This is a genomic window from Metallumcola ferriviriculae, assembly GCF_035573695.1.
Classification (GTDB): domain Bacteria; phylum Bacillota; class JADQBR01; order JADQBR01; family JADQBR01; genus Metallumcola; species Metallumcola ferriviriculae.
Window position 1 is genome coordinate 1,970,613 of the sequence record NZ_CP121694.1, and the last position, 20,865, is coordinate 1,991,477.

Consider the following 20,865-nt stretch of genomic DNA (forward strand, 5'->3'; position numbering starts at 1 on the left):
TTATTACTTACCGCTAAAGCTGGGCGCCCTTTTTGCTAGAAATGAAATTAGTCCTTCTTTTATGTCCTCTGTCTGACCAATAGAGATCATCGCCTGGCGTTCCTTTTCCAAATGTGTTTCCAACATTGGCATGATCGATTGATTTAACAGTTCTTTTGCAGTTGCATGCGCTATGGTGGCCCCTTTTGCCAGATTTGTCGCCACCTCTTCAACTTTTTGATTAAATTCACTTGAAGGTACCATTAGATTGACCAAGCCCAGCTCGTAAGCTCTTTGGGCATCTATTACCTCATCCAATAACAGTAATTCACTGGCTTTGGAATAACCCAGCATGGCCGGTGCAAAAAGACTCCAGCCGCCGTCAGGAACCAGACCACCGCTGGTATATGCTTGTTTGAATTTAGCCTTATCTGAGGCGATTCGCAAGTCGCACGCTAAAGCAAGGCTCATTCCGCCGCCTGCTGCGGCACCGTTGACTGCAGCTATTACCGGTTTTGGCAACAATCGAATATCGGTTATCAGCCTGTGAAACAATTGGGTAAGGCCTGCCAACGCTTGCGAAATTGAGTCCTGTGAATTAAGGTAGGAAAGATCCCCGCCGGAACAAAATGCTTTCCCGATACCCCTTATGACAACCGCCCGCGACTTGTCTTCAAAACACTTACTTATTGCTTCTGACAGTTTTTCAGCCATTTCCGGGTTCAGCGCATTATAGTTATTGGGTTGGTTTAATGATATGTAAGTGACTGAATTAGATCGTTCTATCAATACAATACTCTCCATTATATTGCCTCCTTAGGTATGTTCAGTACCTTTAATTGCCTAGCCGGCTCTAGTCCATGTCAACCACCAACAGCGTTACAGTGGCTTTGGCGGCCAACTTTTTAATTCCTTCATTAACGGTAAATACTTCAGATTCAGACACGTAAATTCTTTTCCCAGGCTTTAACACTTTGGCGCGGCATAATATCATCTCCCCCACGGCGGGGCGCAGCAAATTGATTTTAAATTCTACGGTCAATACCTCTTCCTTCTCTGACATCAGCGAATATGCGGCAAAGCCGCTGCTGAGGTCGGCCATGGACGCCAGGGCACCGGCATGTACATAATTGTGGTGCTGGAGAATTTGCTGACTGGGAATCATTTTGGTGTGAAACCAGCCGGGGCCAAAATCTTCAACTTCAATGCCAAGAGTATGTGCTAAACCTTGATGATTAAATGATTGCAGGACCTTTTCCTTATAATCGGCAAATTGCGCTTTCAAGTTATTTCACCCCCTTTGGGCAACGCCACTGGCAATAGTTATAATTTTCAAACTAATTATATCAATTTGCTATATATTAGACAAATTATTAGTTATAATATTGTTAATTAGATACACTTATAAGGGGGATATTTATGCGGTGGCAACAAATGGTGGGTTTTTATCATGTGGCAAAGACGGGTAAATTTACAAAAGCTGCGGAAAAAACGTATCGCACTCAATCAGCTTTGACACAGCAAGTCAAGAAACTGGAGGAGGAAATGGGCTGTCAACTTCTGGAACGGGTGGGAAAGAAAAAGCTTTTGCTTACGCCTGCCGGCCGGAAGTGTTTTGCTTTTGTAGAAACAGTTTTGAATAATTATGATTATTTAGTGGAGGAAATCAGTGTTTTAAACGGTCAAAAGAGAGGAAAGTTAAAGATAGCAGCACCCTATACCACACTTAATCAACTGCTGCCGAAAGTTGTGGAACAATATATGGTCCAATTTCCCTGGGTTGAACTATCCCTGCTGGATCGGCCGCAGCGAGCTGTAATTGAACTAGTAAAAAGTGGGGAGGTAGACCTGGGTTTTGCCATAGAGTCAATTATTCCCGGTAACTTGGATAAGAAACATTGGAAAATAATCGAGTCCGTGTTGGCAGTTCCGAGAGAGCATCCGCTTGCCAAGGAAAAGACCGTTATGTTGGAGCAAATAGCGCGGTACCCCCTGATTTTACCACCTGAGGGAGGGGCTTATAATAACCGTAAAAAGTTGGAAGAATTGTTCCGGCAAAATAGTCTCAACTACCGTGTAATAATGGAGTCTTCAAATGTGGAGCTTAGCGCAGTTTATGTGGAAATGGGTCTGGGTATATCCTTTGCAACAGTTGTGAGAGACTTGCCGTTATTAGAGCGGAAAAACTTCGTGTTTATATCTTTGAACCATTACTTCAAACCGCAGTACTTAGATGTCATTACACGAAAGGATAAGCCCATCCCCCCTTATATGGATGCTTTTTTAAGTCTTTTACACCCCTAACTCCCTTACAGCAGAAAGTATCTTTAAGTTTTACAGACGACCCCGCCCTGTTTAGCCATTCCAGAACTAGCGGAAAAAGAACAAGAGGTTTCTTTAACTAACCTTCCCCGACGAAAGGGTTTCCAGTTTATTTTTGTCCAATATGATAAGAGAATTAATTCCTTTAAAAACTGGTGAAGAAAGGAACAAAGCAAAAATGCTTACGTCTAATTTATTAAAATTGGAGGTGAGATTCAATGAAAAGACTGACATTTGTAGCAATGGTTTTACTATTTTTATTGGTGGCTGTTTCTTTTTCCTTTGCCAATACGTCGGAGATAGAATTATATCTGAACGATGAGAAGGTTTCATTCAACGATCAACCGCAGCTAAGTAACGACAGAGTATACGTGCCGCTAAGAGGTATTTTTGAGGCATTCGAGGCTCAGGTGGAATGGAATGACGCTACCCAAACCGTTACCGCTGTTAAAGGCGATACTGAAATTAAGGTGACAATTGGCAGTAAATCGGCAAAAAAGAACGGTACTAACATAATGCTTGAAGCGGTTCCTTATCTCAGCCAAAAAAGAACGTATGTACCGCTCCGTTTCGTTGGTGAGGCGTTTGGCGCGCATGTAAACTGGGATGGGAATACAAAAGCGATTTCCATCGTGACTGCCGGTGATTTACCCGTTGTAGGTTCTTTTGAGACCCTTAAAAAGCTGCTTAAAGAAAATGCAGACATGAGACAATCTTATCTTTATAACGGTATAAATGAAGCAGTTAGCGACGCCGCTGTTAAGTCAGTTGACAGAGTAGAGCTGAAAAGTGAGGCGGCTTCAAGCCCTGAACACTCGGAAACCAATGTGCAGGTTCAAGGTGTGGATGAGGCGGATATTGTTAAGACTGATGGTGAATATCTGTACCAGGTATCAAATCAGCAAATAGTTATATCCAGGATTTTCCCCGCGGATGAACTAGAGGTACGTAACGTTATCGGTTTTGAACCGAGGGGGGATACCTCCGGTTTCATGCCGGCAGAACTTTACATTGATGACGATTATTTGATTGTTATCGGTACTGCCTATTATCGGCATGAAGATATTACAGTTGATAAGCCTAGTATGGCCCGGCCGGAAGTTTACCCACCGGTTAACATTAATAACAGTATTAAAATTATTGTCTTTGACCGTACGGACCGGGAAAATCCGAATCAAGTTCGAGAAATTGAAGTGGAAGGGAATTACTTATCGTCAAGAAAAGTAGGGTCTTCTTTGTATCTGGTTTCAAACAAATATTTTGGCGGCTATCAAATTATGGGGACAGAAACGGAATACGTTCCTGCCTTGCGTTACAGAGATAACGAGAGCAGCTTTACCGAAATGCCGTACTCTAAAATACACTACTTTCCTAAGGCCATTAGCCCCAATTATTTGACGGTGGTAGCAGTTAATCTTGATAAACCAAATGAGAAAGCAAACATTTCGACTTTCTTAGGTGCAGGCGAAAATATATATGCATCACCGGAGCACCTATATGTGGCATTGACCGAATATGAAGCGGCAGAAACAAAACCTGCTGTACTTCCGCTTGAGCAGCAAAAGATGATTGCGCCGCCGGTGCCCTTACAAAATAACGAAACCACTGCCATCCATAAGTTTGCATTACTGAATGGAAACATGGTTTATCAAGGGAAAGGCAAAGTGTCGGGGCATATATTAAATCAGTTTTCCATGGATGAATATAACGGCCATTTCCGGATTGCCACTACAAGCGGAAGCCTTTTTGGTCAGGGACAAAATCAGTCAAGTAATAATATTTATGTGTTAGATGGCAAGATGAATACTGTTGGAAAAATTGAAGATATTGCCCCGGGTGAAAGAATTTACTCTGCTCGATTTATGGGTGAGAGGGGTTATCTGGTAACCTTCAAAAAGGTTGACCCGCTGTTTGTCCTAGATTTGAAAGACCCTGACAGTCCTAAAATATTAGGAAAGCTAAAAATTCCTGGGTACAGCGATTATTTACATCCATATGGTGAGAACTATATCATTGGCTTTGGCAAGGATGCCATGGAAACAGCTGATGAAAGATTTGGCGATGGGGTATCAATGGCATTCTATCAAGGTATGAAAATAGCCCTCTTTGACATCACTGATGTTAATAATCCTATTGAGCTTCATAAAGAAATCATTGGTGATAGGGGGACGGATTCGGAATTGCTTCACAATCATAAAGCGTTATTGTTTGATAAGGAGCGGAATCTGTTGGCGTTTCCGGTAACGGTAATGGAAATTAATAAGCAGCAGGAGAATACCGGCAGCTGGCCCCAATATGGAGAGTTTTCCTTTCAGGGTGCTTATGTATATAATCTTGATATAGAAAACGGATTTAATTTACAAGGCCGCATTACCCACTTAAATAGTCAAGACTTTCAGAAAACCGGATATTACTATAACAACAATAAGAATGTGAAACGAATCTTCTTTGTAGAGGATAATCTTTACACCGTATCCGACGGGATGGTTAAAGCAAATCGGATAAGTAATTTGGAAGAAATAGACTCGCTAAATATTTAATCAAAAGGCTTTATTACACGAAGTGAATCTGAAGATGGGATTGAGACTTGTTTTGGACGGTTGTGATCACCCGTCCAAAACAAGTATTTTTGAATGGGTATATAATAATTAAATCACAGTTAAGCCCTGGGCTCCTAGAGTAGGTACTTCTTCAGAATCTATCACTTGTAATCTAATGAGTTGCCCAACGGAGTTTATTTGAAATACAGAAATTGACCCCTGGTTTCCATTTAAAACGTAGAAATTGCGCTGATCTCTACTTACCCCGCTATCAATAGGTGCGCCCATGGGTGATCCCTCTGGTGTGCTTGGTATATTCTCTACAAGCTCCAAAGTCCCATCGGTATTGATGCTATAGAAACTGATGGTACCACTGCCAGTATTGGACGTATAGGCAAAACGCTCATTTCGAGTTGCCACTACCCAACAGGTTGCCATCTGACCGCTTTCAACAGAACCGCTGATAACATTTAGTATTCCATCTGGAGAAACGGTATAAGAGGATAGGGCATTTGTACCAGCTTCCGAATTTAACAGTAACCCGGACGGAAGAAAATATGATCCAAATGGCCCTGCCCCACTGGATCTGTTAACGGTACGTCGTGATACTGTACCATCGGGTTTGACGTCAAACACGCTGAGGTGGTTTGTGGTTAATTCAGATACAACAAGTTGACTGCCGTCAGGGGTGAATACAACGCTGGCTGGATGGGCGTTTGGGGTACTTAAAGAGCTTTCTGAGTTGGGTACCCTGTTGAGTTCCCCCCTGGCGCCTATGCGAAAGCCAGTAATATTAGAATCAGAACCGTTAGTATCACTTCCGGCATTAGAAACATATAGTAGTTTTTCATGTACAGCTAAGCTGTTAGGCTGTAACCCGCCCGAAGGTACCTTATCTACTAGAATTAGCTCGCCGGTAACATTTCTACGAAAGCTTGAGATATTATTGCTGCCAGCGTTGACAGCAAAGAGAAAACGCTTATCGTCAGAAAGGGCAATAGATCCCTGTGATGCCAGTGGGTCGACAGCGCCACCTGGTGTTTCAGGGGAAACCCTTCTTGTGCCAGTACCATGGCCACCTGTTTTGTATGCATCTATTAGCGATAATGTTCCGTCAGGTCCCCGGCGAAAGGCGACTACCTCATTATTAATACGTGAATTTGTCATGACATAAACTGTCCCTAAAGTCGTGGACATTTAGTAATTCCTCCTTGGTAATTTTTATTAACTATGCTATATTGTATGTCCATGATTAATAATGGTGAATGATATGTAGGTACATAGGTAAAGTCACAATTTGGGCAGCTTTTGGTCAATAGTTGGAACCGATGCGGTACTAATCACGTCTATAAAACTAGAAAACATTTTTAAAAGGGGCTGCAATATGAAGAAAATAGTATTCTCTATACTCATTTTATTGGTAAGTGTTTCTTTGGTTGGGTGTACAAATGGGGCGAGCGGTAATCAGGAGAAACCTAAAATCGGTGGAAATGATGAAGCGGCGGTTATCAGTTTGGTTGAAAATTTCGGCGGGCAGCTTCAAAAGGTATCGCTTTTAGCCCCCAAGGATAAAGTGGAAGAAAGTATGCAGGAGAATTATGGTGAGTTGGTGTCCCTGGATCTCCTGCAAGAGTGGGTAAGTGATCCTCAGGATGCTCCCGGGAGAATGACTTCAAGTCCATGGCCGGACCGCATAGAAAACATGACCGTAGAAAAAATGTCCGAACAAGCATACGAAGTTAAAGGAGACATAATTGAGATAACGAGTACCGAGAAAGTTAAAGGCGGAATTGCTGCAAAACGGCCAATTACACTCACGGTATACAAGACCGGGAAGCGCTGGAAGATTGACGCCGTCAGCCTAGGTTCCTACCAAGAAGCTAATAATGTTGTTTACAGGAATAACAAGTATGGCTTTAGTTTTACCTTGCCGAAGAGTTGGAAAGATTATTCGATAATAACAGGTAACTGGGAGGGTATGGCTGTTGGAGGTCCAAAAGCCGGTGAGATTGTGGAAACCGGTCCGATGATTTTCATCAGACACCCTCAATGGACTTCTGAAAATCTAAGACAAGACATTCCCATAATGGTCTTCACCCTTAGACAGTGGGACGCACTGCAGCAGGATGAATTTCATATTGGTCCGGCACCTATCGGACCAAGCGAACTGGGGCGCAACACCACTTACGTTTTTGCGCTTCCTGCACGTTACAACTATGCATTCCCCTCAGGATACGAAGAAGTTGAAAAGATTTTAGAAAGTAACCCTCTTCAAACAGAAGAATCGATGGGTTCCACTTCTAACCCAAAGCAAACTGGGAGCAGTCAGAACGATTATAGTAAAGAAAAACTGCAGGACCTATTAGCTTCAAAGAATGAAATATCCAAAATAACCTGGTCCCCGGACGATACACAGGTCGTTTATGTTGAAGAAGGCAACCTTGATAATGGATTAAATAAAGCATATCTTTGGAAAGTTGGCGAAGCAAATAGCAGGTTCGTACGGGACGTTTCCCCGACAACTTACGGTTTTACCTGGGCACCAGACAATGAACATTTTTTAATTAGTGAAAAGCTTGGAGAAGGAGCCGTAAGTAGTATTGTAGGCGTCGAAACTTTAACTGAAGAGGAATATAAAATAAAAAGTATTTCCATTCCAGTGTGGAGTCCGGACGGTTTGGCTTTGGCATCTGCTTATGAGCAGCACAACTACGGGGAAAGTTGGGGATCTTTAGAAGTTTATACATTGGGAGAGAAGAAAGGTGAATACATCTGGAAAGCCAAAGATGTCTTATATAAAGTTTCATACTGGGATAAAGAAGGGAATATAGGCTATACGGAAATTTATGAAGGTAAAGAAACTAAAAAGACAACTAAAAATATTAGACCCAGCATCGTGGGTGTCCATTTGGGGGATACCAAAGACCAAGTTAGAGAAGTATTAGGAAATGGTTACGAAGAAACTCCTCCCTCCGGAGAAATGGGACATTTTCCGGAGCAAGTTTACAGGTGGACTTATGATGAGGGTTATCAGATTTTCATAGGTGAAGAATCTGGAAAAGTGCTAGAGATAATGGCTACTTCTCCTAAAGCTGAAACCAACTTAGGGGTAAGAATAGGTGATACGGCAGCGAAGGTTTTTAAGACATATAGATCAAGATATATAGAACCGGAGAGTATTCATGGGGGTAAACTTTATGGGATTTTTAAGGTAGAAGGTGCCGCCGCCTTATACTTCAAGTTTGACATGCCGGAAGGACAATCACAGTTTTCGGCGGATATCGACCCTGACACGAAAGTTCAAACAATGATGCTAACCTACCCTGAACAAATGGATGATTCTTTTTAATTATTTGTGTTGATTGCCCTTAATTTTGGCCGTTTTTTACTTAAAAGCATTAAATAGTTGCTTAGGGGTTTGCTCTAAGGCAATAATTATAGATCTTTTTGAAATATAAAATGCAGTTTAACTATTCAGCGGCTGAAATTGATGTTCATCAATATGAGTATTATTTCAATTCTAGCAGCACTATCATGATCAATTTGCTGTAATGAGTGGACGCCAAATAACACGGGAACAAATCACCTTCATATTATGTACTAAAGGCATTGTGCGTACTTAAATTGGAGGGTGATTTTATTATGTTTCGACAGATAGAACCGCGTGTTCCTTCGTCGTGTCCGTTGGGATTTCAGGCTAGGTATACGGTAGTCAGAGGAGACACTATGTTTCTCATTTCCCAACGGTTTCGGGTCACGCTTGTTTCATTGATAACGGCTAATCCCCACATCAGTAATCTTAATCTTATTGTTCCGGGAGATGTACTTTGCGTTCCTGAAGGTCTGGCTGCTCCATGCTGCGTGGTGCTAACGCTGCAGGAACAGTTACAGCCGGGTGCTGATGCTGCTGCGGCTGCCTTTGTCCATTCGGCGGCATCTACCGGGTTACAGGAAGTGAGTGTTGTAGCAGTTCTGCCACCGCCGGAAGTGTTGGGGGAATTTAACGGTTGGCTGGCACAGGTTTTGATACCGGAAGTTAACGGATTTGGCAATCAACTGTTTGCCACGCCGGTGACTCCCCCTACATGGGCTACCACGTTTGCTCTACCCAGAGGAATTTCAGTATCGGCCGGCAGCAGGGTAGAAGTACGCCCGTTTAATACCGACAGTGGGGTATCAGGGCCTGTGGTTTTACAGGGGTCTCTGAGAAACTGCACCTAGCAAAGAATGGGGCATCATCCCGGTTTCGGGCTGCGCCTACATTCCTCCTTTTGGGTTTTTTATGGGGGTATTTATTATGTTTTGTGTATTTGGTTGGATCTCCGGCACCGGTTTTTTTCATGGCAGGGATATCACTACCGTATGGATAAATGCAAAGAATATAGGTATCAATTATTGGTTTTGGGCCATTATTTCAATGTTGTTATCTCCCGTTGGCTTGGTAGGTTATTTACTTTAACGCCATCTAAAGATATCCGGGAGAGTTAAATTAGGAATGAGGTGTTGTTATGAGATTTAAACTTTTTATAATCTTATTTTTCACTGTATTTTTAGTAATATTTGGTGCCGGGTGCAAAGATCAGTCCAGGGATGTATCCGTTCGTGATCCAGAAAACACCCTGCCGGCCGCAATTCAAGACGGCGGCGCTAAAATCGATACAGCGGAGGTAAACCAGAAAGAAGGCGACGCTGCCGACGCCCAGGAGACAAACTTGAAATACGGCGTCATCACCGATCCGACAGAATTGGAGAAACTTTGGCAGGAATACCTTTATGATGCAATCGCCACCATAGGGAACTCACATGAGTTTAATTCAGCTGCAGAAATAGATCCTGTACATATTGCCCAATACAGCTGGTTTAAGTATATTGCAGAACATGGCAGAGAAAGTCTGGAACTGGCAAATGAGAACAGCCGCAGGCGGGTATTCCCCGTCGAGGCAGTGCTTGAGTACGCCCAGCGTTATTTCAATTTGACGACCCTTAATGTGACTGCATTTGATGATAGAGACTACGACCCGGAAAGACGTGCCTTTATCTTTAATCTCGGCAGCGAAGGTGACCGCCCCCGCTACAATGAGGGTAACCCTTGGGGGATAAAACTCGGTGAAGTCACACGAAACAGCGACGGTACTATTACTGCGGTTTTAAAACATTACGATTCAAGTGTGACTCGTCGCGTGGAGCGGACCAGGACATTCACACTAAAACCGCGTGAGGACGGCAGTCTATACTTTATAAGCGGACGCGAAGAGTGGGTAAATAATAATTTAGTGAGCTTGACCGGTGATTTTCAGCGCTTTGACAAAATCAATGGTTTTGATGACAATATGCAAACCCTTGCCATGTTAGGCGAATACAATGATAAGGTGATTATTGCCTATGGACCATACGATAAAAAGAAAAACGGATCTCTCATGTTGCTTAATCCCGAAAACATGGAAGTGGAGAAGGAACTTAACTTAGGGGAGAACTTTACCTCAACTGATGTCACGTTGACGGGAGAAAGAATCGTTGTGCGCCTTAAAGACAGAATTATTATTGTTAAGAAAAACCTGGAGCAGTTGGAGGAGCTATCCCTGCCGAAAGTGATTAAGGACAAAATAACACGCGAGCTGCAGCAGGGGACCTACTTTGGCGGTTACGACATTTCCACCGACCTTACGAGGATTATCTATTCTGATGAGGAAGGGGTCAAGTTGTTCGATTTAGCTGACAGCAGTGAAAAGCTGCTCGCTTCAACGAAGCCTGTAACGGGCACTGACTTAGTAAAAAAATCTTACCACTCTAGTCCCAGATTTGTGGCTAATGACCAAAAGGTAATAACCACCATGACCGGCTATGAATCTGCCATGGGGTACACTCTATATGATTTACAGGAAAATACTTCTAAGACTTACAATATCACCGGGGAGGCATCTTCATCTAGATTTATCCGTTATGATACCGGTGTGTTGGAGGTGAAGGGTGTCCGTATAAAAGATAAAGAGACCAGTGAATTAACCCTGCAATATTTAGATTTTAAGACGGGCCATGTTAAGGAAATCGAACTGGGTGACCTTGGCGATGGCGGCTATATTCGCTTTCCTGATCTTACCTACGTCGGCGAGAATGATGCCGCTTTTATAACTTCCCGGCAGGGCCTTGATTACAGCCAGGGCATGTCCTATTTGCACCGCCTTGATTTAGATACCCTAACGGTGGAAACTAATATTATTACTGTAAAGGCAGCACAAACATATATTCTAGGAGTACTTTCCGATGGGCGTGTACTGTTTTGGTATGATTTTAATCCCAGCGAAAATGGGGTATGTTTAACAAAATACAAGAAGTGAGCGGTGTCTGTGCACTTGTTAAACGGGGCATAGTCTTGAGTTTTTTTGTTGGCAAACCCCAGTTCCCGTGTCAATTTTTTCCTTAACTATTATGGGAATATTTTGAATTTAAAAAAGGAATCTATCATCAAAATATAGAATTGTACAAAAAAGTTAATGTTAAGAATATTGAATATGGGAGGATGCAGAACGTGGCTTTTGAAACTATTGCTTTGGAGAAGAAAGATGGGACGGCAGTATTGACTTTAAATCGACCTGAAAAATTAAATGCTGTCAATATGACCATGAGAGCGGAAATTTTATCGGTCCTTGCTGACCTGGAACAGGACGAGGAAGTTAAAGTCTTAATTATCACCGGCGCTGGGCGGGGATTCTGTGCCGGGGCTGACATTAATGAATTTGCTGCTGGTTCCGATGATGCAGATTTACAGAAGGAAATTAACAAAAAGCTATTGGAAATGGCCCGGGCGTTTTTTAAATTTGAGAAACCGGTGCTGGGAGCAATCAATGGTGCGGCGGCTGGAGACGGTGCCCAGTGGGCGCTGGCGTTTGACTTAAATGTTGCTTCCGAAAAGGCGAAATTTGCCTGGCCGGCGACGTACCTAGGCATCTTGTGACCGTACGGTATTATCCGACTTCCGGGAGAAGTCGGGCGTTTCCGAGCTAAAGAGGTGCTAATGACCAGAAAGTTTGTCACTGCCGAGGAAGCAGTCCAATGGGGTTTTGTTACAAAAGTGGTTCCCCATGACCAGCTGATGGCAGAAACTATGAAGCTTGCTGACGAAATCAAAAAAATGCCGCCGCTGTCTATCAAGGCGGTTAAAAAGGCTGTCAACAGGGGATTTGAGGGTTACGAGTATGCAGAAAGCGTCCTGGCTAAGCTGCAGCAGACGGAAGATGCTGCAGAGGGGGCAAAGGCTTTTCTGGAAAAGAGAGAGCCGAACTTTAAAGGTGTGTAGTTCGGGCAATATGTCGACGATTCGAATCCGACCATCAGCTCCTTAATATCAACGCCTCCGGTTTTTTCTCCCGGAGGCGTTTTTGAGATTTTTTTAGCTGCTATATTCATATAAATTACCTCCCTTAATTAAAACAAATGCTCAGCCAGAGCCTTCTAAGATAATTAAATAGCTTACGAAATTATACCAAAGGGACCATAGGGTGACAAGCTTGTTTAAAAAAGGGAGAAAGGCTAACTTTACAAAATAATATTTTTATGTTAATATGAAATATTCTCTTAAATCATATCTTTAAAAACGTACAAGCTGTATCATGTCCTTCCAGAGAAATTAAAATATTTATTTACGCTTTACTTTCCCCCATTTGCTACCGGTTTTCTAAAAATAGTTCCTTCGAAGGGTAGGAGATTAATATATATTCGCCGACAATACGCAGAATGCCGTTTAAATATGACAGTCAACAAGAGTTTTCAATAAAATTGGCCGAGTGGATTGGCAATATATTTTATGATATCCTGCCTAAGCACGGGTATGAAATTCGTGAAGAGCAAATATATACAGCTTATCAAATGGCTGATGCTTTCTGCAAGCGACAGGTGCATTTTGCGGAAGCGGGGCTTGGTGTGGGTAAGACTTTTGCATATTTAGTTAGCGCGGTTGCCTATGCTAGATTAAAGGGAAAGCCAGTGATAATTGCTTGTGCTTCAAGCGCTCTTCAAGAGCAGCTTGCCGGACCCCAAGGGGATATTAATACGCTTTCGCATCTTCTTGACTTGGATATTGATGCTCGAATGGCTAAGGAATCAAGCCAGTATCTTTGTGATTTAAAGGTTAGACGTTTTACACAGCCATTCGGGGCGCAAACAAGCAGCGCATTAGGTAAGGCTATTCGTTGGGCGGAGGAAACTAAACGGGGTGAACGTTCGGAGATTCCCCATATATCAGACCACATATGGACGCAGTTGGCTTGGGACGAGGCGATGCCTTGCGATGGGTGTTCATCCCGGGGCTTCTGTAAGTTGGCCAAGGCAAGAGATTTTTATCGACCGGCAAAAGATTTAATCGTGTGCGACCATGGGGTTTTCTTTGACGATCTATGGTCGCGAGCAGAACGAAAGATGGAAGGAAAACTGCCTCTTCTGCCTGATTACGCGGCAGTTATTTTTGACGAAGGGCATAAGGTGCTGCTTCCCGCAGCAAAAAGGGCAGGTAGGTATATTGTTCGGGGAGAGATTGACGGTATGACTTCCTTAATAGAACAGCTTCAGGGAGCTAGAACTTCCTTGCTGGCTAGTGCTGTAGCTGTATCTTTAGCTAGTGCTAAATTTTTTAAGGTTCTTCGTAAATCGGTTATTAAAGAAGAAAGAAATAACCGGCAAGTTATCCAGGTAAATGATGAACTATTTGCTATAGCGGAAACCTTAAAACGGGCTTTTGACAGCTTGGATGTGGAGTTGCAAAATGAACAAGAGCTGCATAGCCAAACGTTGCCCGCAAATCGTTTGCTGACCTATGAATTAAGGGTGGAGCATTCATTGGAAGCTCTAAATAGTTTTTGTAACAATAGGGGGAGAGATGCTCTTTTTTGGTTGGATCGGTTGGATGATAGTTTCTGGGTTATTCCGCGACAGCTCAACGCACTTTTAAGGGAGCATCTATTTTCCAAAGAGATTCCCGTATTGTTTTCGTCAGCAACCCTTAGTATCGGAGGAGATTTTAATTACTTGGCAACCTCGCTTGGGGTAACGGAACCATCTGGCTCGTCAGTTGAAGGTTCTTTTGATTACGAAAAGCAAACGGTCGTTTACTTGATGGAGCGTTTTCAAAGTGAAGATCAGATTCCCTGGCGGCCTCGTGCTGTACAGCATCTGGTGTCGTTGCTAGAACGTTCTCAAGGGCGGGCGCTGGTGCTCACTAACTCTTTTTCTGAAACAAAGAAACTTCGTGCACATCTTAAACAATATCAGTTTCCTTTTAAGATACTTTGGGAAGATAAAGCTGAACGGGGCTATTTGCTGGGAAGGTTTCGAGAGGACGTATCTTCTGTGCTTGTTGGCAGTGAATTTTGGGAAGGAATAGATATACCCGGTGAAGCATTGTCGCTGCTTATTATCTGGCAATTGCCTTTTCCGCCCAAGGACCCGTTAATTGAAGCTCAGCGTTCTGAAGTAAAGGAGCGGGGGCTTGACCCGGTAACTGAGGTAGATTATCCTGAAATGGGGTTGAGATTGAAACAGGGCTGTGGTAGGTTGATCCGCAGGAAAGAAGACCATGGTATCATTGCTATTCTTGAACCGGTATTTGGTATGCCTTGGCAGGAAGTGGTCCTGAAAGGCCTGCCAAAAGGGGCAAAGGTGTTAACGTTAGATGTTTAAACGTTAAAGCTTCCAACCCTTGCCGCTGGTGGGGAATACATAGGAGCGTTTGCCCTTTAAAATACTGGGTGGGTACGGTTATTGTGGCGTCCGTACAGCTAACTTCTGATATAGTGTGACTGAACCTGATTATTCTACGGTTCAAGAAGAATTGTTTTATTTTTGTACTATGCTCAAGTAAAATAAAGATAGACAGAATATGTTTTGAGGGAAATTAAATGAGTATTATCAAGGATATTATTTCCAGGTACAATCACATACTTGACTTTTCTTTCGATGAGTTTGTTATAAGCGATGGTGAGGGTGTCTTGCTTTATGCCAACGCAGCTTGTGAAAGGCATTACGGAGTTAAGGTTGAGTACTTAATTGGCAAACATACTTCTGAGCTTGAAAGAGAAGGAATTTATCATCCGGCAGTAATTCCTTTGGCACTGAAGGAAAGAAGAAAAGTTACCATTATCCAGGATACTCAGATTGGCCGAAAAACAATTGTCACCGCTAATCCGGTATTTGATGATACTGGCAACATTGAGCTAGTTGTGGTTAACGCTAGAGATATTTCTGAAGTATCGGACTTAAAAGAAAAATTAGAACAGACTCAGCAATTAGTGAAACGTTATTCCGAAGAACTCAATGTTCTTCGTAGAGAGCAAATTGAGGTTGAAGGAATAATAGCGAAGAGCAAACAAATGCAGGAAATTATGGATTTGATCAGAAAAGTGGCGCCAACCAGTTCAACGGTGATGTTATTAGGGGAGACCGGGGTTGGTAAAGATGTTCTTGCTAGAGGGATACACAAAGTTAGCAAGAAAAAACAAGGGCCTTTTATACGCATCAATTGCGGTGCCATTCCCGGGCCATTATTAGAATCAGAGTTGTTTGGGTATGAAGCTGGCGCTTTTAGTGGCGCAAAGAAAACGGGCAAAATTGGTTTAGTTGAATTAGCTAATGGTGGAACCCTTTTCCTAGATGAAGTTGCGGATTTGCCTATTGACTTACAGGTAAAATTACTCCAGGTTATTCAAGAAAGAGAAATGATGCGAGTGGGTGGCACAAAGCATATAAAAGTAGACGCTCGTATAATCTCAGCTACTAATAAAGATATTGAAACAATGGTTCATGATAATTTGTTCAGAGAGGATTTATTTTATCGACTGCATGTAATACCGATAAGAATTCCACCCCTGCGACAGCGTCCAGAAGATGTTTTTGCATTTATTCAACATTTTGGTCATCGCCTAAATACGTTTTATAATATCAATAAGCAGCTTCATCCTCAGACAATTGACGTTTTAGTGAATCATGATTGGCCGGGAAATGTGAGGGAGTTGGAAAACTTTTTAGAAAGGCTCCTGCTTACTGTTGATCGGGAAATGATAACTCCTGAGGAGTTACCTGATAATGTCTTTCGAAAGAAGGTTAACGTGCCTGTTGGCCAGCGGACGTTAAATGAAATACTAAGTGAAGTGGAAAGAGAAGTTGTTTTAAGAGTATATAAAAGATTCGGCTCCAGCTATAAGGTTGCAAGAGAACTAGGCATTAGTCAGCGGACTGCCTTGAGAAAAATTAATAAATATATGGAAGAACCATAAGCCATTAAGGGCTGATAATGAGCCATTGGTGGCTTAGTCCAATTTTGGCACCATACTACTGCTATTATGGTATTTATTCCTCGGGGCAAGTCACTACTGACTTACACCGGGGAATGTCTGTTTTTAGTAAAAGCATTGTGGTGTAAGGGTTTTAAGCATTGGTACAGGACTTGCTAATATATATAGAAGATTCAGAACATTTTAACAATAAACGTAATGGGTCAAAGTGGCAGTTACGGGGGGAGGTGTTATTTTGTTCGGTATGCCTGTAGTAACGTTTTTCTTGATGCTTGCAATACCGGTAATGGGCATTGTCAGTGGAGTGGCTTACATGTGGTACTACGAAAAGTATGAACAGTGAATGAAAGGAGGAGAGCATTATGCTTATAACGGTAGTTGCTATTTATCTATTGATAGTTTTGGGCATTGGTCTTTGGTCAGCAAAGGGTAAGGAGAGTATGCGAGACTTTTATATCGCTGGGGCTGGGATTGGTTTTATTCCGGTAGCTTTCTCCGCTTCGGCCTCTACAATGAGCGGCTGGGGTTTCGTAGGTGGTCCGGGTGCACTTTATGCTTATGGGTTCAGTCCTATATTAATTATTGAGTTGTTTGCAGTTATTGGTACTGCAGTAGCGTATTTCTTATTGGCAGCACCTATTCGAAAGATGGTTGATTCCCACGGGGTACTGACTATTCCAGATATTATAGACGCTAAGTTTGGTGGCAAATTGGCTGGGACGCTATCGGGGATAGCCATCCTGGTGGGCTGCGTTGCCTACCTTTTGGCACAGTATATAGCTTTAGGAGCCATTGGTGAAGCTATCTTTGGTATTCCCTTTGCAACTTTCGTGATCATAGGCGCTGTGCTAATGATAATCTACTCTGTTGCAGGTGGAATTGCGGCTTCCATTTATACGGACACATTTCAAGCAGTAGTTATGATAATTAGCGCAATTGTTATACTATTTACCGGACTTAAGGTTGGCGGTGGTTTCACCAACATATTTTCTACCTTGTCGCAGCAGCCCCACTACATGGATGCAGTTAAACCGGTTGTAGAAGGTGGATCAAGTATTTGGGGCTTAATATCCTGGTTTTTGTTAATGGGTATCGGGCTTGGTGGTTTACCACACGTGGTGACCAGGTTTTACACTTTAAACAAAATCCAATTTCTGAAATACGCCTGTCTGGTAGGTACATTTTCTTACGCCATTATGGTTATGGGGGAATTTTCCGGCTTTTGGATGAAGTACTTGGAGATTACCGGGGCGGTAAAACCTTTGGCTAATCCCGATATGGCGGGACCGACATTTATTAAGCTCTATTTTGGGCCGGTGGCTGGCGGGGTAATGACTGCTGCAATTTTAGCTGCAATTATGTCTACAGCAGATTCCTTTTTGGTGACTGCGAGTTCAGTTGTCAGCAGAGATTTCTATCAAAAATATTCAAAACGCGAGCTAACGCCAAAACAGGAATTGAAAGTTGCCAGGTGGTCAGTAGTTGTTATTGGTTTGATTCCCATATTATTTGCCCTTAACCCTCCGAATTTAATTATTTGGATTGGTTCGGCTGCATGGGGTATCTTTTCAGCAAGTATTTTTATTCCTTTGGTAATGGGATTGCGATGGGAAAAAGCTACCCGAAATGGCGCCAGTGCTTCCATAATTATTGGACTGGTTTTCAGCTTGGGGTTATTCCTGTTGAGACAGATTTATGGTTTTGAAACTTATTTGGAGCCGGGTGCCTGGGGTATGATTTTTGCTTTTGCGGCCATCGTTGTTGTGTCACTGGCTGAGAGCAAAAAAATTGTAAAAGAAAAGGAAATTGCTTCCTAGGGAGGTCGCTTGATGAGCTGGAAAAAATATTGGGATGAAGAATTGGAGACTATGTCGCCATCTAAGTTAGAGGTGTTGGAGGAGAAGAAGCTGCGTCAGCAAATTGAATACTGTTTTGCGACAAGCAGTTTTTATAGAGATAAGATGCAGTTGGCCGGTATTAAACTGGAAGACATACAATGCAAGCAGGATTTAAGTAAGTTTCCCTTTACTACAAAAGATGAAATCCGAGAAAATCAGGAAACAGAGTCGCCGTATGGGGGTTACTTAAGCTCATCCCCTGAAAAACTTAAACGTGTGCATGGGACTTCTGGTACCACCGGGCGCTTTATTTTAACTTGTTTTACTCAAAACGATGTGCGTGTAGCTGCTGAATGCGGAGCAAGGAGTTTGTGGACAGCCGGCATGAGGCCTGATGATACAGTGTTTCATGTGTTTAATTACAGCATCTACGTTGGCGGGTTGACTGACCACCTTTCGGCAGAATATCTGGGAGCGACCGTGGTTCCCATAGGGGTGGGGCAGTCCCAGGCATTTATTAGCCTTGCAAAGGATATCCAACCTACAGTTATCACCAGTACTCCTTCCTACCCTGTCTATTTGGCAAAAAAACTGAGGGATGAATATGGTATGGAACCGAAAGAACTTGGGCTGAAGAAAGGTTTATTCGGTGGTGAACCGGGAGCGGGTATTCCAGCCACTCGTAAGCGTTTGGAAGAAATGTGGGGCTTTGAAGCTAGGGATGCCAACTATGGTCTTGGCGAAGTGTTGGCCATATTTGCTTCGGAATGTGAAGCTGAAGACGGACTTCATTTCTGCGGTCAAGGTGCTTTGATTGTTGAACTAATTGACCCAGATACAGCTGACGTAAAAAAGATAGAAGCTGGAGCGGAAGGTGAATTGGTTCTCACAACTTTAGAAAGAGAGGCCACCCCGTTAATCCGCTACCGTACAAGGGACTTTGTCAGGGTTGTTACCACGGAACCTTGTTCATGCGGCAGGACTAGTTTTCGCTTTAAAGTTATTGGTCGGAGTGATGATATGCTATGGGTTCGTGGTGTTAACGTTTTCCCTAAGGCAATTGAAGAGACAGTGATGAAGCTGCGGCCTCAGGTTACCGGTGAGCATCAAATAATCCTTGATCGTGAAGGGGCAATAGATATCTTACCTTTAAAAATCGAATACGCAGAACATATTGAATTAAACCATTTAGATAAATTAAGGAAGTTTATTGAGGATAGATTTTCTGATGAACTGAGGGTTACAACAAAAGTCGAACTAGTGCCTTCAGGATCCTTGCCAACCTTTGAGAAAAAGGCCAAACGTATTAAGAAAGTTTTCAAGGGAGAATAAAGTAATACCATTAGACGGAGGTAGATAGGATGATTGTAGATTTTAGAGTACGTGTCCCATTACGTGATACGGAAGATGACCCTATGGTCCCGGCGCCCCCATTTATGGGTCGCTATAATAAGTTACTCAACTACGAGGAAAGAGTAAATAAGCCTTTAGACAAGTTAATAGAGGAAATGGATGAAGCGCGGATAAATAGGGCGGTACTGCAGGCTGAGTATGAGTATGGTGATTACGCTAAGATATTAAATAGGAGAGCCGGGGAAATAGTGGCGCGTTACCCTAACCGCTTTGTTGGATTTGCTACTGTTGATCCACGAGAGGGAATGGAAGCTGTCAGGGAGTTAGAAACAGCGGTGAAGGATTTTGGCTTAAGGGGTCTAAATCTGCAGCCATGTTTTTTAAGAATGGAACCGACCCATCGCTTATTTTACCCTTTATATGCTAAGTGTGTGGAGTTGGGGATACCTGTAACCCTTCATACAGGAGTAAACTATTCCGAGGTCCATCCGATGAAATACGATCACCCGCTTCATATTGACGAAGTAGCTTGTGATTTCCCTGAGCTTAATATTATTGCCTGCCATACTGGTTGGCCCTGGATATCTGATATTGTTGCTGTTGCTAGAAAACATCCAAAGGTGTATATGGACCTTGGAGGTATTTCTCCTAAGTATATCGCAAAACAGGGCAGTGGCTGGGAGGTATTCTTTCACTTTGCCAATTCGTTGCTGCAGGAGCAGGTTCTATTTGCCACTGACTGGCCGGTTTTTCCTTTTCAAAGGGCTATTGAGGAGTTGAAGGGTTTGGCGTTTAAAGAGGAAGTTAAAGAAAAAATACTCTTTAGAAATGCAGAAAAGTTACTAGAAGAAATAAGTTAATATTTAGAGGGAATGATTATAACCTTCGCTCTTTAGTAAAAGAGCGAAGGTTATTGTTTGGGATGTGCCTTAGCCGTGATGGGTAACAAGCTTAGCTAACAAAACACCGGTAAATGCTTGTAACTTTTTTCACAACTTTAGTCAATTTTTCCTAACCTAAGAATAAATATAAGATTGAGAAGAATTTTACCCTTATCGCCTCAGCGATGAGCCTGACTTTATCATGTCAAGGCCATGTGACCGGTTTCCGGTACGCATGGCTTTTCGTATTTTTACGGTGCTGCTAATTGTGGTTTTTACCTAGGCAAAATAGGCAGCACTACCGATGCCTGCCTTAGCCCTCCCGTGGTTTAATAAACCTAGGGTGGATTCAACCTAAAAACTTTAGGAGGTTTTACTTATGGGAGCGAGAGCGTATTTGTTGGTCAATGTAATGGATGGGGTTAAACACAGGGAATTCATTAAAATTCTACAGGAACTGGAAAACACTTTGGAAGTAGACTTTGTTGACCCGGTAGTAGGGGATTACGACTTAGTTATCATGATTGAAGCGCCGGTTACTGTCCAATGCGTAGCGCAAAAAATTGCTGAACAGCCGTGGGTTGCTAATCTCTCTGTATTGAAAATGACCAGCTTGCTAGAGCGGCATAAGCCCATCAAATCTTTATCGATAAGTGTAACCGAGGGACAATAA

Annotated in this window: 15 protein-coding genes and 1 pseudogene; 13 read left to right on the top strand and 3 right to left on the bottom strand. The window is 42.8% G+C overall.

Going from position 1 to position 20,865, the window contains the following annotated elements:
* Nucleotides 1-3 precede the first annotated feature (3 nt).
* Nucleotides 4-783, bottom strand: coding sequence for an enoyl-CoA hydratase/isomerase family protein (locus MFMK1_RS09890; protein WP_366921548.1), 780 nt, complete (start codon nucleotides 781-783; stop codon nucleotides 4-6).
* A 49-nt stretch (nucleotides 784-832) separates the two neighbouring features.
* The gene (locus MFMK1_RS09895; RefSeq protein WP_366921549.1) at nucleotides 833-1,264 is read right to left on the bottom strand and encodes a PaaI family thioesterase; all 432 of its coding nucleotides are present in this window, start codon (nucleotides 1,262-1,264) and stop codon (nucleotides 833-835) included.
* Nucleotides 1,265-1,398: 134 nt separating this feature from the next.
* Here MFMK1_RS09895 and MFMK1_RS09900 point away from each other — a divergent pair, with 134 nt between their 5' ends.
* Both MFMK1_RS09900 and MFMK1_RS09905 read left to right on the top strand, forming a co-directional pair.
* Entirely contained in the window at nucleotides 1,399-2,283 is an 885-nt protein-coding gene (locus MFMK1_RS09900) for a LysR family transcriptional regulator (RefSeq protein WP_366921550.1), read from the top strand.
* Nucleotides 2,284-2,519: 236 nt separating this feature from the next.
* Nucleotides 2,520-4,841: a beta-propeller domain-containing protein gene (locus MFMK1_RS09905; protein WP_366921551.1), complete on the top strand. Its 2,322-nt coding sequence runs from the start codon at nucleotides 2,520-2,522 to the stop codon at nucleotides 4,839-4,841.
* A gap of 108 nt (nucleotides 4,842-4,949) precedes the next feature.
* On the opposite strand, the gene MFMK1_RS09910 is transcribed toward MFMK1_RS09905, so the two are convergent.
* A complete protein-coding gene (locus tag MFMK1_RS09910) occupies nucleotides 4,950-6,038 on the bottom strand; it encodes a lactonase family protein (RefSeq protein ID WP_366921552.1) in 1,089 nt (362 codons plus the stop codon).
* A 187-nt stretch (nucleotides 6,039-6,225) separates the two neighbouring features.
* On the opposite strand from MFMK1_RS09910, the gene MFMK1_RS09915 reads away from it, so the two are divergent.
* From MFMK1_RS09915 to MFMK1_RS09965, 11 genes and pseudogenes are all read left to right on the top strand, one after another.
* Nucleotides 6,226-8,190 carry a hypothetical protein gene (locus MFMK1_RS09915; RefSeq protein ID WP_366921553.1) on the top strand — a complete coding sequence of 655 codons (1,965 nt, stop codon included), beginning with the start codon at nucleotides 6,226-6,228 and terminating at the stop codon, nucleotides 8,188-8,190.
* 293 nt (nucleotides 8,191-8,483) lie between these two features.
* On the top strand, nucleotides 8,484-9,062 hold the full coding sequence (locus tag MFMK1_RS09920) for a LysM peptidoglycan-binding domain-containing protein (RefSeq protein ID WP_366921554.1): 579 nt from the start codon (nucleotides 8,484-8,486) through the stop codon (nucleotides 9,060-9,062).
* Between the two features lie 76 nt (nucleotides 9,063-9,138).
* The gene (locus tag MFMK1_RS09925; RefSeq protein WP_366921555.1) at nucleotides 9,139-9,300 is read left to right on the top strand and encodes a hypothetical protein; all 162 of its coding nucleotides are present in this window, start codon (nucleotides 9,139-9,141) and stop codon (nucleotides 9,298-9,300) included.
* Nucleotides 9,301-9,349: 49 nt separating this feature from the next.
* Complete coding sequence (locus MFMK1_RS09930) at nucleotides 9,350-11,176, top strand: hypothetical protein (RefSeq protein WP_366921556.1); 1,827 nt, start codon at nucleotides 9,350-9,352, stop codon at nucleotides 11,174-11,176.
* Between the two features lie 191 nt (nucleotides 11,177-11,367).
* Nucleotides 11,368-12,135, top strand: a pseudogene (locus MFMK1_RS09935) (enoyl-CoA hydratase/isomerase family protein).
* Nucleotides 12,136-12,614: 479 nt separating this feature from the next.
* Nucleotides 12,615-14,510: an ATP-dependent DNA helicase gene (locus MFMK1_RS09940; RefSeq protein WP_366921557.1), complete on the top strand. Its 1,896-nt coding sequence runs from the start codon at nucleotides 12,615-12,617 to the stop codon at nucleotides 14,508-14,510.
* A gap of 218 nt (nucleotides 14,511-14,728) precedes the next feature.
* Complete coding sequence (locus tag MFMK1_RS09945) at nucleotides 14,729-16,102, top strand: sigma-54 interaction domain-containing protein (protein WP_366921558.1); 1,374 nt, start codon at nucleotides 14,729-14,731, stop codon at nucleotides 16,100-16,102.
* A gap of 380 nt (nucleotides 16,103-16,482) precedes the next feature.
* Nucleotides 16,483-17,937 (top strand): sodium/proline symporter, encoded by a 1,455-nt coding sequence (locus MFMK1_RS09950; protein ID WP_366921559.1) that lies wholly within the window; start codon nucleotides 16,483-16,485, stop codon nucleotides 17,935-17,937.
* Between the two features lie 12 nt (nucleotides 17,938-17,949).
* Complete coding sequence (locus tag MFMK1_RS09955) at nucleotides 17,950-19,290, top strand: phenylacetate--CoA ligase family protein (protein ID WP_366921560.1); 1,341 nt, start codon at nucleotides 17,950-17,952, stop codon at nucleotides 19,288-19,290.
* Between the two features lie 29 nt (nucleotides 19,291-19,319).
* On the top strand, nucleotides 19,320-20,171 hold the full coding sequence (locus MFMK1_RS09960; protein ID WP_366921561.1) for an amidohydrolase family protein: 852 nt from the start codon (nucleotides 19,320-19,322) through the stop codon (nucleotides 20,169-20,171).
* Nucleotides 20,172-20,571: 400 nt separating this feature from the next.
* The gene (locus tag MFMK1_RS09965; protein ID WP_366921562.1) at nucleotides 20,572-20,865 is read left to right on the top strand and encodes a hypothetical protein; all 294 of its coding nucleotides are present in this window, start codon (nucleotides 20,572-20,574) and stop codon (nucleotides 20,863-20,865) included.